This window comes from Plantactinospora sp. WMMB782 (assembly GCF_049179135.1).
Classification (GTDB): domain Bacteria; phylum Actinomycetota; class Actinomycetes; order Mycobacteriales; family Micromonosporaceae; genus Plantactinospora.
Genome location: NZ_JBMHMC010000007.1, coordinates 5,729,005 through 5,744,205, shown reverse-complemented (window position 1 = coordinate 5,744,205; position 15,201 = coordinate 5,729,005). Strand labels below are relative to the sequence as shown.

The window sequence follows — 15,201 nt, the reverse complement described above, 5'->3', positions numbered from 1 at the left end:
ACGCCTCCGGATCCTCAACCCTCCGGCGGCGCCTGCGCCGGTGTCGAGACGGCCGCCTCATACCTGAGCAGGGTGTCGACGAATGTCCGTTGCTGGGCCGGGGTCAGCGGCGCCAGGGCGCGTCGCCAGGCGTGGGCGCCGGGAGACAGCCACTGCGCGATGGCGGGGCGACTCTGCGGGCTGATGTCGATGATGCGGCGGCGGCGGTCGGTGTCGTCCTCGCGCCGCACCAGGACCCCTTTGCGGCTCAGGTCGCTCACGATCAGGCTCACCGTGGTCGGTGCCACGCCCAGCATGCCGGCCAGTTGGGAGACGGTCAGCGGGCCGTCGAGCAGGAGCAGGGACAGCATCGACAGGTGCCTCGGTGCCAGGTCGAGGGAACTCAGCTGTTCCGGTGGGGGCAGGCGTTTGACCCTGCCGACCAGCCTCGGCATCACCAGGAGCAGTTCCCGGACGGTGTCGTCCGTGGCGTCGGCCCTTGACATCCGATCATCTCCGAAATACCTTTGTTTACAAAGCTAGTTTGTGGCCAAACCTGTCGGGGAGGATACTGTGCCGCATCTCGACGTCCACGTGCTGGAGGGCGACCTGGCCGGCCGCGAGACCGCACTGATCCAGAAGTTGACCGACGCGGTCGTCACGGTCTACGGCGAGTGGGCCCGAAGCATCACCGTCGTGCGGTTGATCGGCGTGCCGCCGAACCGCTGGGGCATCGGCGGCACGCCCGCCCGGGCTCCCTCGCCCAGTGTCACGTTCGGCATCAGGGAGGCCGCGTTCAACCGGCCCGACGCCGACGAGATCGTCGCCCGGCTCGTCTCCGGAGTCACGGACGCCGTCGTAGGCGTCCTCGGGGAACGCGTCCGCGCCGGCCTCACGGTCGAACTCGTGGGCACTCCGGCCGGGCGCACCGGAGTCGGCGGAGCCGTGGTCACGGCGTAGCGGGCCGGTCGGACGCCGGCGCAGGATACCGACGTCAGGCGCGGCGGACGTCCAGCGCCACCACGTACCGGCCGCCGGTCCGGGTCAGTTCCAGGGCTCGGACCGGCAGTGCCTGGTCACTGCCGGGTGCGACCCGCAACCCCAGGCCGTACGTCAGGTAGCCCTCGAAGTCGCCGCCGAAGGCGTACCCGCGCAGGGTGGCGAAGCCGAGTTCCGGCCGGGGGGCGGCGGTGACCGAGGAGCGGCCCCGCTCGTCGTGCGCCTGTGCCTGGACGAACCGGATCCGGAGGAAGGCGTTGCCCGGCAACCGGAGTGGCTCGCCGGTCCCCTCGGCGGGGATCCGCCCCAGATAGGCCAACTCGTAGGACGGGAAGCCGCCCCGGAAGGTGAACGAGATCCGGCTGTACCCGGGTCGCCCCTCCGGATGGTCCGCCGCCCGGATCTCCACCAGGTACGGCAGCGGCGGCGCGGGAGGCGGCGCCACGGGTGGGCGTACCCGGTGCCGGACCAGTACGGGCTCGGCCGGAACACCCCAGCGGTACGCCGTCCGGAACGAGGCGACCTCCTCCCCGCCGGCCGGGCGGCCGGGTCGGCTCGGGGTACCCGTATCGGGGCTGGGGCCGCCCGGGACCGGGACGGAGCCGGACGGACCCGAGGTCGCCTCGGACAGGCGGTCCGGTGCCGCGCCGGGGCGGGGTGCGGAATCACAGCCGGCCAACCCGACCAGCAGCAGTACGGCGACGAGTGTCAGACGGTGCGCTCTCATGTGGTGGGGACGCGCGAGCGGCGCAGCCGGTTTACCGGGCGCGGCCAGGGCAACGGCGGGTCTGCGGATCGCCGCCGCGAGGCGGCCCCCCAATCGACACCTCCCGCAGGGTAGCGGCAATCTCACTCCACGTCCATAGAGGAAGACCCGTAAACTTCGCCGGAACCCCGTAAGTAATTAAAGTCCCGTGACGAGGGATCAATGAGGGTTTCTGCGCATGAAAGGTACGACTATCCTCGGTAGCGTGCAGGAAGAATCGGACCGCGAACTCAGGGCCTCCATCCGGACCCAGCGCTACGTCGTGGTGTCCGAGGTGGTCGTCGAGGTGGAGAACGACTACCGGCTTCGGGCCGCGGCCCTGGCCAGGCTGGACGCGGTGGCGTCCAGCACCCCCGAGGGGCTCGAGCGGATGCGCAGCCGCATCGAGGGCGACACCGCCGTCGCGCTCGACTTCCTCACCGATCCCGTCGCGGCCGTCGCCGCCGCCGACGGCATCCGGGCGCACGGCCACGGCATCCGGGTGCGCCGATACCTGCCCCGGGACGACGGTGCCGGCGACCCCGGTGACGAGCGGCGGTGACGTTCCGGCCCGGACTCCCCCGGCCGCTGACGTTCCGGCCCGGACTCCCCCGGCCGCTGACGGTCCGGCCCGGACTCCCCCGGACGACGCCGCCGTGCACCGGTTGACCGGGGCGGCGGACGGCCGACGCCCGGACGGCGCGGGCGGGCGTCAGCGCGGCACGATCCGCTCGACCAGCAGCGGCATCAGCCGGTCCACCTGCTCGTCCAGATAGAAGTGACCGCCGGGCAGCGAGTGCACGTCGAGCCCGGCCGTGGTGTGCACCACCCAGCGCCGCGCGTCGGCGGCGGTGAAGGTGTGGTCCCGGTCCCCGACGATCGCGGTGATCGGGCAGTTCAGCGGCTCGCCGCCCGCATGGCGATAGGTCTCGATCAACCGCAGGTCGCCCCGGACCATCGGCAGGGTCAACTGCCGGATCTCGTCGATCTCCAGCATCTCCACCCCGCTCCCGCCGAGTTCCCGGATGTACGCCACCACCCCGTCGTCGTCGCGCAGGTGCACGCCGAGCGAGCTCCGGGCCGAGGGGGCCGGGCCGGCCGAGGCGAAGAGCCGGCGCACCGTCACCGGATCACCGCCGCGCAACCGGCGGGCCACCTCGTAGGCGACCACCGCACCCATGCTGTGCCCGAAGAACACCACCGGCCCGGTCAGCTCCCGCTCGACCGCTCCGACGATCTCGTCGGCCAGCAGCGTCATGTCGTCGATGACGGGTTCGCCGTACCGGTTCTGCCGGCCCGGGTACTGCACCGCGAGCACCTCGACGCTGTCGGGGAGGAGTTCGGCGAAGCGCCGGTACCCGGCCGCCCCGCCACCGGCGTGTGGAAAGCAGACCAACCGGACCGTGGCCCGGGGCGCGGCCGCGAAGCGGAGGAACCAGTCGGTCGTGACCCTGCCGTACCTGCTGCTCACCGGCGCAGCCCTTTCCCTCGGTGGAATGTCCCGGATGGACGGGGCCGGGCGGTCACCCGTTCTCCTTGCCGGCCGGACCGGGGCGGCTGCCGAACGTGCGGTCCAGCGCCGCGTACCGCTCGTCGGCCGTCTCCTCGTCGGCGGCCTGTTCCATCGCCAGCGCCCGGACCAGGTCGTGGAAGAAGTACCGGGGCTGGCTCGACCCGTCGACCTGGGCGACGTCCAGCAACCGGGCGTCGACAAGTTGCTCCAGCAGCTCCCGCGCGGTGGCGAGGGTGACGTCGAGCAGCACCGCGGCGGTCCAGATGGCGAACCGGGGCGCGTCCAGCAGGGCCAGCAGCCGGAAGGCGCGCCGGGCGGGCTCGCCCAACCCCTGCAGGCTCAGCGCCACGCTGGCCCGCACCTCCAGGTCGCCGATCCGGAGTTCGTCGAGGCGGCGGCGCTGGCTGGAGAGCCGGTCGGCGAGCCGGGCCAGCCGCCAGTGCGGCTTCGCGGTCAGCCGGGCTCCCGCGATGCGTACCCCGAGCGGCAGGTGACCGCAGAGTTCGACGATGCGTACTGCGGACTCCGGCTCGGCGGCCACCCGGGCCGCACCGACGATCTTGGAGAGCAGCTCCAGCGCCTGCCGGTGTTCGAGCACGTCCAGGTCGATCAGGGGTACGCCCTCCAGCGCCGCCAGCCGGGCCCGGCTGGTCACCATCGCCGCGCAGCTGGGGCTCTCCGGCAGCAGTGGGCGTACCTGCTGTTCGCTGGCGGCGTTGTCGAGCAGCACCAGGACCCGCCGACCCGCCAGCCGGCTCTGGTAGAGCTGGACCCGCTCGGCCAGCGACGGCGGGATCTCCGACACCGCCACCCCGAGCGCCCGCAACGTGGTGCCGAGCAGGTCGACGGGGTCGGCCGGCTGCGGCCCGGCGCCCCGCAGGTCCAGGTAGATCTGCCCGTCCGGGTACGACGACCGGAGCAGGTGTCCGACGTGGATCGCCAGGGCCGTCTTGCCCAGCCCGGCCATCCCGCCGATCACGCAGGCGAGCCGCCGCCCGCCGGTGTCCGCCCGGGTACGCAGCAGCGCGACCACCTGGGCGGCCTCCCGGTCCCGACCGGTGAAGTCGGCGACGTCCGGCGGAAGCCGGGCCGGCAGCGGCTCGGCCGAGACGGGCCGGACGCTGACCCGGGCCTCCGGGGCCGGCAGCGTGAGCGTCGCCTCGGCGGCCAGGATCGACTTGTGCAGGTCCTGTAGCTCCCGACCCGGGTCGATACCGAGTTCCTCGGCGAGCAGCCGCCGGTAGTCCTGGTAGCTGGCGAGCGCGTCCGCCTGCCGGCCACAGCGGTAGAGGGTCAGCATGAGCTGGCCGCGCAACTGCTCGCGCAGCGGATCCGCCGCGACCAGGCCGGTCAGCTCGACGACCAGCCGACCGTGCTGGCCGAGTGCGAGTTCGGCGTCGATCCGGTCGCCGAGCGCGGCCAGCCGCGCCTCCTCCAGCCGGGGCCGTTCCGCGTCGCTGAGGAACTCGGTGACCCCGGCGAGGGCGGGCCCGCGCCACAGCGCCAGCGCGGCGCGCAGCGCCTCGGCGGCCTCGGCCGGCCGCCGGGACGCGAGGGCGTCCCGGCCGCGTGCCGCCAGCTCCTCGAAACGGACCAGGTCGAACCGCTGGGGCGCGACCCGCAGCACGTAACCGGGGCGCTGCCGGACGATCTCGGCGTCCGGAGCGAGCTTGGCGCGCAGCCGGGAGACGTACGTCTGGATCTGCGCGGCCGCGGTGACCGGCGGGTCGTCGCCCCAGAGTACGACGGCGAGCCGCGAGTCGGAGACCACCCGCCCCCGGGCGAGCAGCAGTACGGCGAGCACGGTGCGTACCTTCGACGCGCTCAGCTCGACCACGCCTGTCGAATCGACCACCTCGACCGAGCCGAGGATCCGGAACTCCAGCTCTCCGGACCGGGGGTGACCGGCCAGGCCCGCCTCGGAGTCGTCGGCCGGCGCCGCGGTCGGCGGGATCGTGCTCATCAGCACCTCCCGCCCGTCCGCGGCGCCCCGGTGACGGTGACGGTCGCCGTCGGTACCGCCCCGGCGCCGGTCATCGGAAGTCCTTGCCGTGGCCGACCGCGAGCACCGGGCGGACCGCCCGGTAGCGGCGCCGGGTCTCGATGTCCAGGTCCTCGTAGACCGGGTCGAGGGCGTCGGCCATGAACAGCTCCCGCATCAGCGCGCGCTGTACCTTGCCGCCGGGCGACTTGCGCACCTTGCCGGGATGCAGGAACGCCACGTTCGCCACCCGCACGCCGAAGCAGCGACTGAGCCAGTCCTTGACCGTACGGGCCAGCGTCGACAGCGACGCCGGATCGGCGGTCTCCGCCTGGACCTCGTGCAGGACCACGATCTCCTGGCGGGGTGACGGCACCGCGAAGACCGTGCCGGTCAGGTCGGCGAACCGGGTGTCGGAGGTGCGTACCGCCTTCTCCATGTCGTGCGGATAGAGGCTCCGGCCGCCGACGACGAGCATCTCGCGCATCCGGCCCAGCACGTACAGCTCGGTGTCGGCGATGACGCCGAGGTCGCCGGTGCGCAGGTAGCCGCCCTCGCCGTCGCCGGTGGCCGCCCCGAAGACCCGGTCGGTCTCCACCTCGCGCCGCCAGTAGCCGCGGGCCACGCTCCGGCCCCGGATCCAGATCTCGCCGAGCCGTCCGTCCGGCAATACCGAGGCGCTCTCGGGATCGACGATCCTGATGTCAAGACCATTTACGGTGCCGCTGCTGACAAGTGATCTAGCCGCCGCCGCGTCGGCCGCCGCCGGCAGGAGGATGTTCTGTTCCAACCGGCTAGGGTCGAATCGTTCCACCGCCAACGGCCGACCCGGTCGGGTGCCGGAGACGAACAATGTCGACTCGGTGATGTGGTAGCCGACCCGGACCGCTTCCGGGCAGAACCCGGCCGGCCCGAATCGCTCGGCGAATTCGATAAGCGGTTCCGGCTCGATCGGGTCCGCGCCACCGACGAAGGCGTGCTCCCAGCGGGTCAGGTCCATGCCCCTGACCTGCTCGTCGGTCACCTCGCGAGCACACAGGCGGTACGCGAATCCGGGCGCCGAACTGATCCGCACATCGTATTTGTCGACGGCTTTCAACCAACGGCAAGGATCGGTGAAGAAATCGTCGGCGGACATGAGCACGGTGGTGGCGCCGCGATAAAGCGGCTCGAGAAGCATCTCGATCAGGCCGGTCCCGTCGTGCAACGGCAACCAGCTGAGGCAGCGGTCGGCCGGAGTCAGGGAAAAAGTGTCCCGAAATATCTCGAAGTTGTGCGCCAGATTCTCATTGCTGATCATTACGCCTTTCGGGTCGCTCGTCGAACCCGTCGTATAGCGCAGCAACGCGAGCCCGGCCGGGCTGATGTGCCTCGGACCGTCCCATCCGCCCGGGTCGGCCGGACCGGCAAGGTCGGTGGCGGTGCAGAGCAGCCGGTCCAACCCGTCCTGGCTCATCCAGTCGGAGACCGTGACCAGGCTTGCGCTGTCGGTCAGCACGATCCGCGGATCGGAGTCCAGGGCGATTCCGGTGGCCCGCATGAGGTGGTGCTTGTCCCCGTCGGGCAGCGGGGCCGGCACCGGGACGATGCCCGCATACATGCAGCCCAGGATGCTTTTGACGAACTCGAGACCGGTCGGATAGAGCAGCAGGGCCCGATCACCCGGTCGGCAGCGGTCCCGCAGTCGGCCGGCCAGTTCCCGGGCCGCTCGGTCCAGCTCGCCGTAGCGCAGGGATTCCGAACGCTCCTCACGTTCACCCCAGCGCAGCAGGACGACAGCCTCCCGGTCCGGATCATGGCCGGCGTGTCGGATGACCCGCTCCACCAAACCCACGATTCCCACCCGCATTTCCCCCCAAAATGTTGGCTACAGGAAGCGTGGCCAACCACGGCGGGCCGCCGAATGAGCACAGGCTCGGCGACGGCCACGCCCGCGGACGCCAGTTCCCCAAACGCTCACGGACGGTTCCGCCTACGATATCCGTGCACGGATATTCAATCAAGTCAGGTTGGAGACAGCCATAACAACTTCCAGCGAAACATCAGGAAAACGGTGGAGTCGCTTATACAGCCGGACGTCCACTACCGAATGGTAACCTCTCCCGCATTGCCGCGATGTCCCGTCCACCAGGGCAATTGACCCGCCCGACCGGGAAACTTCCCGCCTCTTTGCCGACGCAAACAACATAGTCGGCGGTCTTCCACATACGCACCCGCACCCAGAAGACAAGACTGTTTCACATACTCGCGCGTAACCCGGCGGGGCCCGATCGGAGCAGGCCGGGCAGAGTCGGAAATAGGGGACGAGTGGCCCGACGGCGTCGCCGCGCCGGCCCGCCGGAAGGTCGCCGCGTCGGCACGCGAGAAGCCCGCCCGGGCGGCCGTTGGGCGCCGGGGCGGGCTGCTGATCGCGAGGTCAGGCGTTCGACGGCTCCGCCATCGCCACCGCGATCTGCCGGGGGCCGGTGAACGGCTCGCGGCCGTGCGCCGCGAGCATGTTGTCGACCACCAGCACGTCGTCGTACTGCCAGTCGAACCGGGTGCTCGCGGCCCGGTAGCAGTCGCGCAGGTGCCCGATGACGTCGTCCGGGATCCGGCCGCCGTCCCCGTAGTAGGTGTTCGTCGGCAGGTCCTCCTCGTCGAACATCTCCAAGACACCCTCCCGGATGTCCTTCGGCAGCGTCGTCACGTGGAAGAACGTCGCGTGGTTGAACCACACCGTCTCGCCGCTGACCGGGTGCGTGTGCACCGGCCGGCGTACCGCCCGGGTCCGCAGGCCGCCGCCGTCGCGCCACTCGACCTCGATCCCGTTGACCGCGCAGTACTCCGTGACGGCCGCCCGGTCGTCGGTGTTGAAGATCTGCTGCCAGGAGGTGCCGAAGGAGCCGTGGAAGTTGCGCACCACCATCCAGCCCCGCCGGACGAACTCCTCCCGGATGGTCGGGTCGATCGACCGGTAGACCTTGCGGATGTCGGCCAGCGGGGTCGCGCCCCGGGTGGCCGGCGCCTGCCGGCAGTAGAAGTAGAGCGTCAGCGGCCACACCGCCTGGTACGAGTTCTCGTTGTGCAGGAAGATCTCCTCTTCCGGCGGATAGTCGGTCGAGGTGTAGACCTGGCCCTTGATGGTGCTGCGCGGCGAGGAGCGCTCCGAATAGGTCAGCGGCGGGCCGGAGAGCGCGCGGACCACCGCGTCGAAGCCGTCGACACCGCCGACGGAGAAGCCGCGCAGCAGCAGCGCACCCCGCTCGCCCAGGATCTTGCGCAGCTCGGCGCGCTCGGCCCGGATCAGCTCCCCGATCTCGGCCCCGGCCGACTCGTGGGTCACCAGGTACGGCATTGTTCCGGTGTCAGTAGTGGACAGAGTCATGGTCCGGCCCTTCGGTCTGGTCAGCTCCGTGCGGTTCAGTCGGACATGGCCACCAGGACCCGGCGCCGCCCGGTGAACGGGCGCCGGCCGTGGCCGACCAGTACGTTGTCGATCAGCAGCACGTCACCCTGTCGCCAGTCGACGTCGACGGCGGCCTCCAGGCCACGGTCACGCACCTGGATGACGTACTCGTCGGGGATCGGGCTGCCGTCGGCGAAGGTGACCGACTGCGGAAGCTCGTCCGGCGGGAGCACCTCGGCCAGCGACTTCGCGGTGTCGTCGCCCAGCGCCGCCGGGTGCCACTGGTCGGACTGGTTGAACCACACCTCGACCCCGGTCACCGGGTGCCGGGTGGTGGAGGGACGGTCCTGGGTGACCCGCAGCCCGCCGTCGGACTTCCACTCCCAACTCGCCTCGGTGCTGCTCAGGAACGCCTCGACCTCGTCGCGATCGGCGGTCTCGAAGGTGTCCTGCCAGCTCTTGCCGAGGCCGAACCCGTCGTGCAGGTTCTGGGTGTAGCGCACCCCGCCGGCGTACGCGGCCCGCACCTGCGGGTCCAGCGAGTGCAGCCACAGTGCGGCGTCGACCACCGGGGTGGCGCCACCGGTCTCGGCCGCCGTGTGGCAGAAGAACATCAGCCGGGACGGCCACTGGTGGGCGTACGACAGTTCGTTGTGCATCGAGATGGTGAACTCGGGCGGGTACTCGGTGGAGGTGTAGACGTTCTTCCCCACCTTGGTGCGCGGCGAGTTGCCGTGCACGTACGCCAGCCGGTTGGGCAGCAGCTGGTCCATCACCGGATCCAGCGTCTCCTCCGTCACCTGGAAGCCGCGGAAGACCAGCGCCTTCTCCGCGGTCAGCAGGTTGTCCAGCTCCGGCGTGGTCGAGAGGTAGTCGGCCAACCCCTGCGGGCTCGCCTCGACCCCGGCCGCCACCGGGTCGATCTCCATCGGTCTCCAGCTCTGGTGACCTTCCATCGGACTCTCCCTTCGAGGGGACTCCCGCGGGAGGTGGAGACCGGTAGCGGGAATCGGAAGGTAATGCGTCGGTGACACAGCCGTCATCCAGTCCAAGGATGCCGGCAAGATCTATACTTTCTCGATACTGCGGCCATCGGGCCGCTGGACCGCTGCTCCGGCACCGGTCAGCCACAGGCCACCGGCTGCCGGCGGGACGATGTTCCGCCCCGGCGCGGCGTGCCGGCCCAGCCGGCGGACCATCCGGGCGTTGTCCGGACTCCTGGCGATCCCCCGCACCGCCGGGCTGGCGACGGCGAGCAGCACCAGCGAGGCCATCACGGCGCTCAACCCCAGCACCGTCACCCGGACCCCGGCACCGCCGAGCAGCACCCCGCCGCCCAGCGCGCCGAGGAAGTTCGCCCCCGAGGCGAGCAGCGTGGCGACGGCACCGACCCGGCCCATCATCGGGTCCGGGGTGATCCGCACCAGATAGACCCCGCCGACCACGTTGAACAGGCCGCCGACGTAGCTGTTGACGGCGAAGATCACCGCCAGGCTCACCGGATCGGTGGTGAACGCCATCAGCGGCACCGTCACCGCCCAGGCGGCCAACCCGCCCACCACCAGGGTCCGCAGGGTTGCCCGGCGCAGCCACCACATGCCGCTCAGCGCGCCGAGCATCCCGCCCACCCCGCTGGCCCCGATAACCGCACCGACGAGCGCGGCCGAACCGCCGCCGTTGCGGATGGTGACCATCAGGACCAGGGTCAGCGCCTGGAACACCGCGTTGCTGATCGCGACGAAGCCGAGCACGGTACGCAGGAACCGCTGCTGCCACAGCCAGGCCACACCCTCGGCGATGTCGGCGCGCACCGTGCCGGGCCTGGTCGCCCGGGGTTGCTGGAACGGCCGGCGGATCAGCAGCAGCGCGACGAGCGAGCCGAGGTGGGCCAGCGTGGTGAACAGGAACGGCGCCCAGCGGGCCAGGGTGAACAGCAGCCCGCCGACCGGCTGGCCGACCAGCACCGCGGCCCGGCCCCGGGTCTCGTTCTGGGTCAGCGCGCTCGGCAACTGCTCGACCGGGACCAGATGCCGGACGGCGGCCCGCTCGGCGAGCTGGTAGAAGACGCTCAGGCTGGTCTGCACGAACGCGACGACCATGAGCTGCGGCACCCAGACCCGGTCGAGGAGCACCGCCACCGCCACGCTGCCGGTGGCGAGCAGGCAGCCCAGGTCGCAGAGGATCATCATCCGGCGCCGGTCCCAGCGGTCCACGAAGGCACCCGCCGGCAGTTGCACCAGCAGGTGCGGCAGCAGCGCGGCGGCACCGACCAGCCCGGCGTTACCGGCCGAGCCGGTGTACCAGAGCACCAGCATCGGGTACGCGATCGAGGTGATCCGGGCCCCGACCATGGTGCCGGCCGCCCCGGCCCAGAGCAGCAGAAAGTCCCGGTTGCGCCGCAGCGGCACCGACGGCGACGGCGCGGCGGCAGTCGGCGCCGAGGAAGGCCGCGTGGACGAAGGCCGAGCAGCGGCAGGCGGCGAGGAGGAAACCGGCGGCGCGTAGGCAGGCGGCGCGTCGGCAGGCGTTACGGCGACAGGCGGTACGGACGGCGCCGCCCCGCCGGATGGCGGGGCGGGCTTGTCGTCCACGATGCTCACGTTCCGGTTCCCGGCGGTCCGTCGACCGGACCCCGGCGACACCACTCCAACACCGCCATCGCGCTGTGCAGCTTGTTCTCCGCCTGCTCGAAGGCGATGCTCGCCGGACCGTCGAGCACCTCGGCGGTGACCTCCTCGCCCCGGTGCGCCGGCAGGTCGTGCATGAAGACCGCGTCCGGGCTTCCCACCCAGAGTTCCTTGCCGACCTGGAACGGTGCGAAGATCTCCCGCCAGTCCGGGTCGGGCTTGCTGGTGCCGGTCGTCTGCCAACGGGTCGTGTAGACGACGTCGAAGCCGCCGGGCAGCTCGGCCATGTCGTGCCGCTCGCGGATCGTCGCCGTACCCCGGGCCGCCTGTGCCGAGGCGGTGGCCACGATCTCCTCGGTCAGCCCGTACCCCGGGGGCGTGCGCAGCTCCAGGTGGGTGCCGGCGTACCGGGTCAGGGCCAGGGCGAGCGCCGCCGCGCTGTTGTTGCCCTCCCCGACGTAGAGCACCCGCAACCCGTCGATCCGGCCGAAGTGGTCGAGCATCGTGGTCAGGTCGGTGAGCGCCTGGGTCGGGTGCTCGTCGGCGCTCATCGCGTTCACCACCGACATCCGGTCCTGGTCGGCAAGCGCCCGCAGCTCCGCCGGATCGCCCGAGGTGCGGGCCACCAACAGGTCGAGCATCCGGGACATCACCCGACCGGTGTCGGCGTGCGTCTCACCGGTGTTGAGTTGCAGGTCGTCCGGACCGTACGCGACGATCTGCGCGCCCAGCCGCAGCGCCCCGCTGGAGAATGCGGTCCGGGTCCGGGTCGAGGTCTTCCGGAAGTACACCCCGACGACGTCGCCGTGCAGCGGCCGCTCCCGCCGGGCCTGCCCGGACCGGAACCGCACCCCCCGGGCGACGATGGACCGCAGGTCCTCGTCGGTCAGGTCGTTGATCGAGATCAGGTGCCGCACCATCCGCGCCTCCTCCTGCGCCGTGCCGCCGGCCGGCGGCAGGTCCCGGGCCCGGTCGGCCGAAAGGGCGGTGTGCCCGGACGCCTCCGCGATCCGGACGGTCTCCCCGTCGGCGGCGGCGTAGGCGCCGGTCTCCGCCACGGCCGCCGGGCGCTCCGCCCAGCCCGCCAGCTCGGTGGCGACGAACGACTGCACCGCCTTGCCGGACTCGGCGTTCGTCAGCACCACGAAGCCGTCACCGGCACCGAGCCGCCCCAGCGTCATCGCCCGGTAGCCGACCGTCTCGCCCGGATGCCCGAACTCCAGGTCCGGCGCGGTGTCGTCGACCACCGTGCCGAGCCCGTAGAAGCTGCCCGGCGCGGCGACCGCCACCAGTTCGGCGGCGAGCGCCGGGGTGAGCAGTTCGCCGTTGCCGAGCCGGGCACGGTGGATCTCGACAAGCACCCGGGCCAGGTCCGCGGCGGTCGTCCAGAGCCCGCCGCCGGCCAGCGCCGGACGGTTGCGCCAGCCGCCGGGTACGGGTACCCCGTGCGCGTCGTGGCCGAGCGCGACCCGCCGGGCCGGGTCGGCCGGGAAGGCCGGGTCGAAGCTGCTGTCGGTCATGCCCAGCGGGGCCAGCACGAGCCGCCGCATCAGCTCCGGGAACGGCTCCCCGGTCAGGTCCTCGAGCACCTGCTGCAGCACCGCGTAGTGGCTGTTGGTCTTCCGGAACGACTCACCGGGCACCAGTTCGGGCCGGATCGGCGCGGAGGTGGCGGGCGGGCGGCCGTGCAGCACGTCGAGCAGGGACGGGGCCGGCTCGCCCGGGGCGTACCCGGTGTTCGGGCTGGTGGAGAGGCCGGAGAGGTTGGCCAGCAGGTGCCGTACGGTGACCGGGGCGCCGCCGTCGGGCAGCCGCCACGAGGTCAGGTACCGGTTCACGTCGGCGTCCAGCTCCAGCCGACCCTCGCGGGCCAGCCGGAGCACTCCGAGCGCGGTGACGTGCTTGCTGATCGAGGCGACCTGGAACGGGGTTTCCGGGGTGACCGGCTCCGATCCCCCGGCGGAGAGTACGCCGTAGCCGCGTACCTCGGCGACCTGGCCGGCCCGGACCAGCGCGACGCTCGCGCCGGGGATGCGGTGTTCGGCCATCAGGGGCAGCGGCGACGGCCCGGTGCCGAGCCGGCCGACCGCCGGACGCGCCCCGGCCCGGACCACACCGGAGCCGGTGGAGGCGGCCGGCTGGGCGGCCCCGACGACGGTGCCCGGTGCGGCCGGTTCCGCGACGGTGCCGGGCTGGGCGGGTTCGACGACGGTGCTGGGCGGGGGCGGGTCGCCGAGCGCCACGGCCAGGTCGGCGACGGTGCCGTTCTGGTAGAGCATCCGCAGCGACACCGGCAGCCCGGCCCGGCGCCCGGCGGTGACCAGCTGCACGATCCGCATCGAGTCGGCACCCAGGTCGAAGAAGCTGTCGTGCACACCCACCCGGTCCAGGCCGAGCACCTCCGCGCAGACCCCGGCGATCCGCCGCTCGGTCTCGGTACGCGGCGGCACGTACTCGCGCTCGCCGCCGAACGAGGTCCGCTCCGGCGCCGGCAACGCCCGCCGGTCCACCTTGCCGGCCGGGTTCAGCGGCAGCGCGTCCAGGGTGACGAAGGCGGCCGGCACCATGTAGCCGGGCAGCGCGGCGGCGAGGAAGTCGCGCAGCTCGGCCGGCTCGACCGGCCGGCCGTCCACCGGTACGACGTAGCCGGCGAGCCACTTCTCGCCGCCCGGGTCCTCCCGGGCCACCACCACACCGTTGCGGACGTCCGGATGGGCGAGTAGCCGCTCCTCGATCTCGGGCAGCTCGATCCGGTGCCCCCGGATCTTCACCTGGTGGTCCGCCCGGCCCAGGAACTCCAGGTTGCCGTCCGGGCCGTACCGGACCAGGTCGCCGGTGCGGTACATCCGGGCCCCGACCGCTTTGCCGAACGGCTCCGGCAGGAACTTCTCGGCGGTAAGTTCGGGGCGGTTGACGTACCCCCGGGCGACGCCGTCACCGGCGATGTACAGCTCGCCGACCACGCCGACCGCGACCGGCTGGAAGTCCCGGTCCAGCACGTAGGTCCGGGTGTTCGCGATCGGCCGGCCGATCGGCACCACCTCGACCTCGCCGGGCACGTCCCAGCTCGTCGACCAGATCGCGGTCTCGGTCGGGCCGTAGACGTTCACCAGCCGCTTCACCCGGCCGCGCAGTTCACCGGCGAGGGCCGGCGGCAGCGCCTCGCCGCCGACCAGCGCCACCACCGGGCGGTTGCCGAACCCGGCGTCCAGCAGCAGCTTCCAGCCGGACGGGGTCGCCTGGACGTGCGTCACCGGATAGCGGTCGAGCAGGCCGAGCAGTTCCGGGCTGTCCCCCACCTCGTCGTCGTCGGCCAGCACCAGCCGGCCGCCGGTGACCAGCGGGAGGTACAGCTCCAGGCCGGAGATGTCGAAGGAGAGCGAGGTCGCGGCGAGCCAGACGTCCTCGGAGCCGGCGTCCAGCAGCCGGCGCATCGAGAAGAGCAGGTTCAGCAGCGCCCGGTGGCTGATCTGCACACCCTTCGGCCGCCCGGTCGAGCCGGAGGTGAAGATGATGTAGGCCAGCTGGTGCTGGTCGTCGCGCCGGGGCACCGGCTCCGCCGACCGGGACTCGATCTCGGCCTCGTCCCGGTCGGCGAGGACCTGCCGGCCGGAGTAGACCCCGGCCAGCCGCCCGACCAGCTTCGACTCGCTCACCACCAGGCTCGCTCCGGCGGTCTCCAGCATGTAGCCGAGCCGTTCCGCCGGCAGCTCCGGATCCAGCGGCACGTACGCCGCACCGGCCTTCCAGACGGCCAGCAGCCAGGCCACCAGGGACGGCTCGCGGGACAGCAGCACCCCGACCACCGACTCCGGCCCGACGCCGGCCGCCCGCAGGTGCCGGGCGTACCGGTTCGCCAGCGCGTCGAGTGCGGCGTACCGGACCCGCTCGCCACCCTGGACCACTGCCACCGCTCTCGGGGTGGCCGCCGCCTGTGCCTCGACGACATCGTGCACCGATCGACTCATC

11 protein-coding genes and 1 pseudogene are annotated in these 15,201 nt (G+C 72.1%); 2 read left to right on the top strand and 10 right to left on the bottom strand.

Features of this window, described 5'->3' with window-relative positions; translation table 11 throughout:
* Positions 1-14: 14 nt before the first annotated feature.
* Positions 15-485: a MarR family transcriptional regulator gene (locus ACN28A_RS27720; protein ID WP_421399821.1), complete on the bottom strand. Its 471-nt coding sequence runs from the start codon at positions 483-485 to the stop codon at positions 15-17.
* Positions 486-552: 67 nt separating this feature from the next.
* Here ACN28A_RS27720 and ACN28A_RS27715 point away from each other — a divergent pair, with 67 nt between their 5' ends.
* Positions 553-939, top strand: a complete 387-nt coding sequence (locus ACN28A_RS27715; protein WP_421399818.1) for a tautomerase family protein — start codon at positions 553-555, stop codon at positions 937-939.
* 34 nt (positions 940-973) lie between these two features.
* Here ACN28A_RS27715 and ACN28A_RS27710 read toward each other — a convergent pair whose 3' ends face one another.
* Positions 974-1,705, bottom strand: a complete 732-nt coding sequence (locus ACN28A_RS27710; protein ID WP_421399816.1) for an AMIN-like domain-containing (lipo)protein — start codon at positions 1,703-1,705, stop codon at positions 974-976.
* Positions 1,706-1,949: 244 nt separating this feature from the next.
* Between ACN28A_RS27710 and ACN28A_RS27705 the strand changes: the two genes are divergently transcribed.
* Positions 1,950-2,285, top strand: coding sequence for a hypothetical protein (locus ACN28A_RS27705; protein WP_421399814.1), 336 nt, complete (start codon positions 1,950-1,952; stop codon positions 2,283-2,285).
* Between the two features lie 150 nt (positions 2,286-2,435).
* Here the strand turns inward: ACN28A_RS27705 and ACN28A_RS27700 are convergent, their stop codons facing one another.
* From ACN28A_RS27700 to ACN28A_RS27665, 8 genes and pseudogenes are all read right to left on the bottom strand, one after another.
* Complete coding sequence (locus ACN28A_RS27700; RefSeq protein ID WP_421399811.1) at positions 2,436-3,194, bottom strand: thioesterase II family protein; 759 nt, start codon at positions 3,192-3,194, stop codon at positions 2,436-2,438.
* A gap of 52 nt (positions 3,195-3,246) precedes the next feature.
* The gene (locus ACN28A_RS27695; protein WP_421399808.1) at positions 3,247-5,199 is read right to left on the bottom strand and encodes a BTAD domain-containing putative transcriptional regulator; all 1,953 of its coding nucleotides are present in this window, start codon (positions 5,197-5,199) and stop codon (positions 3,247-3,249) included.
* A 70-nt stretch (positions 5,200-5,269) separates the two neighbouring features.
* Positions 5,270-7,060, bottom strand: a complete 1,791-nt coding sequence (locus ACN28A_RS27690) for a fatty acyl-AMP ligase (RefSeq protein ID WP_421399806.1) — start codon at positions 7,058-7,060, stop codon at positions 5,270-5,272.
* Positions 7,061-7,633: 573 nt separating this feature from the next.
* Positions 7,634-8,554 (bottom strand): TauD/TfdA family dioxygenase, encoded by a 921-nt coding sequence (locus ACN28A_RS27685; RefSeq protein WP_421399803.1) that lies wholly within the window; start codon positions 8,552-8,554, stop codon positions 7,634-7,636.
* Between the two features lie 65 nt (positions 8,555-8,619).
* Complete coding sequence (locus tag ACN28A_RS27680; RefSeq protein ID WP_421399801.1) at positions 8,620-9,534, bottom strand: TauD/TfdA family dioxygenase; 915 nt, start codon at positions 9,532-9,534, stop codon at positions 8,620-8,622.
* Positions 9,535-9,672: 138 nt separating this feature from the next.
* The gene (locus tag ACN28A_RS27675) at positions 9,673-11,013 is read right to left on the bottom strand and encodes an MFS transporter (protein ID WP_421399799.1); all 1,341 of its coding nucleotides are present in this window, start codon (positions 11,011-11,013) and stop codon (positions 9,673-9,675) included.
* Between the two features lie 188 nt (positions 11,014-11,201).
* Positions 11,202-12,152, bottom strand: a complete 951-nt coding sequence (locus tag ACN28A_RS27670; RefSeq protein ID WP_421404678.1) for an ornithine carbamoyltransferase — start codon at positions 12,150-12,152, stop codon at positions 11,202-11,204.
* 210 nt (positions 12,153-12,362) lie between these two features.
* Positions 12,363-15,200, bottom strand: a pseudogene (locus ACN28A_RS27665) (non-ribosomal peptide synthetase); the annotation flags it as partial.
* Between the last annotated feature and the right edge of the window lies 1 nt (position 15,201).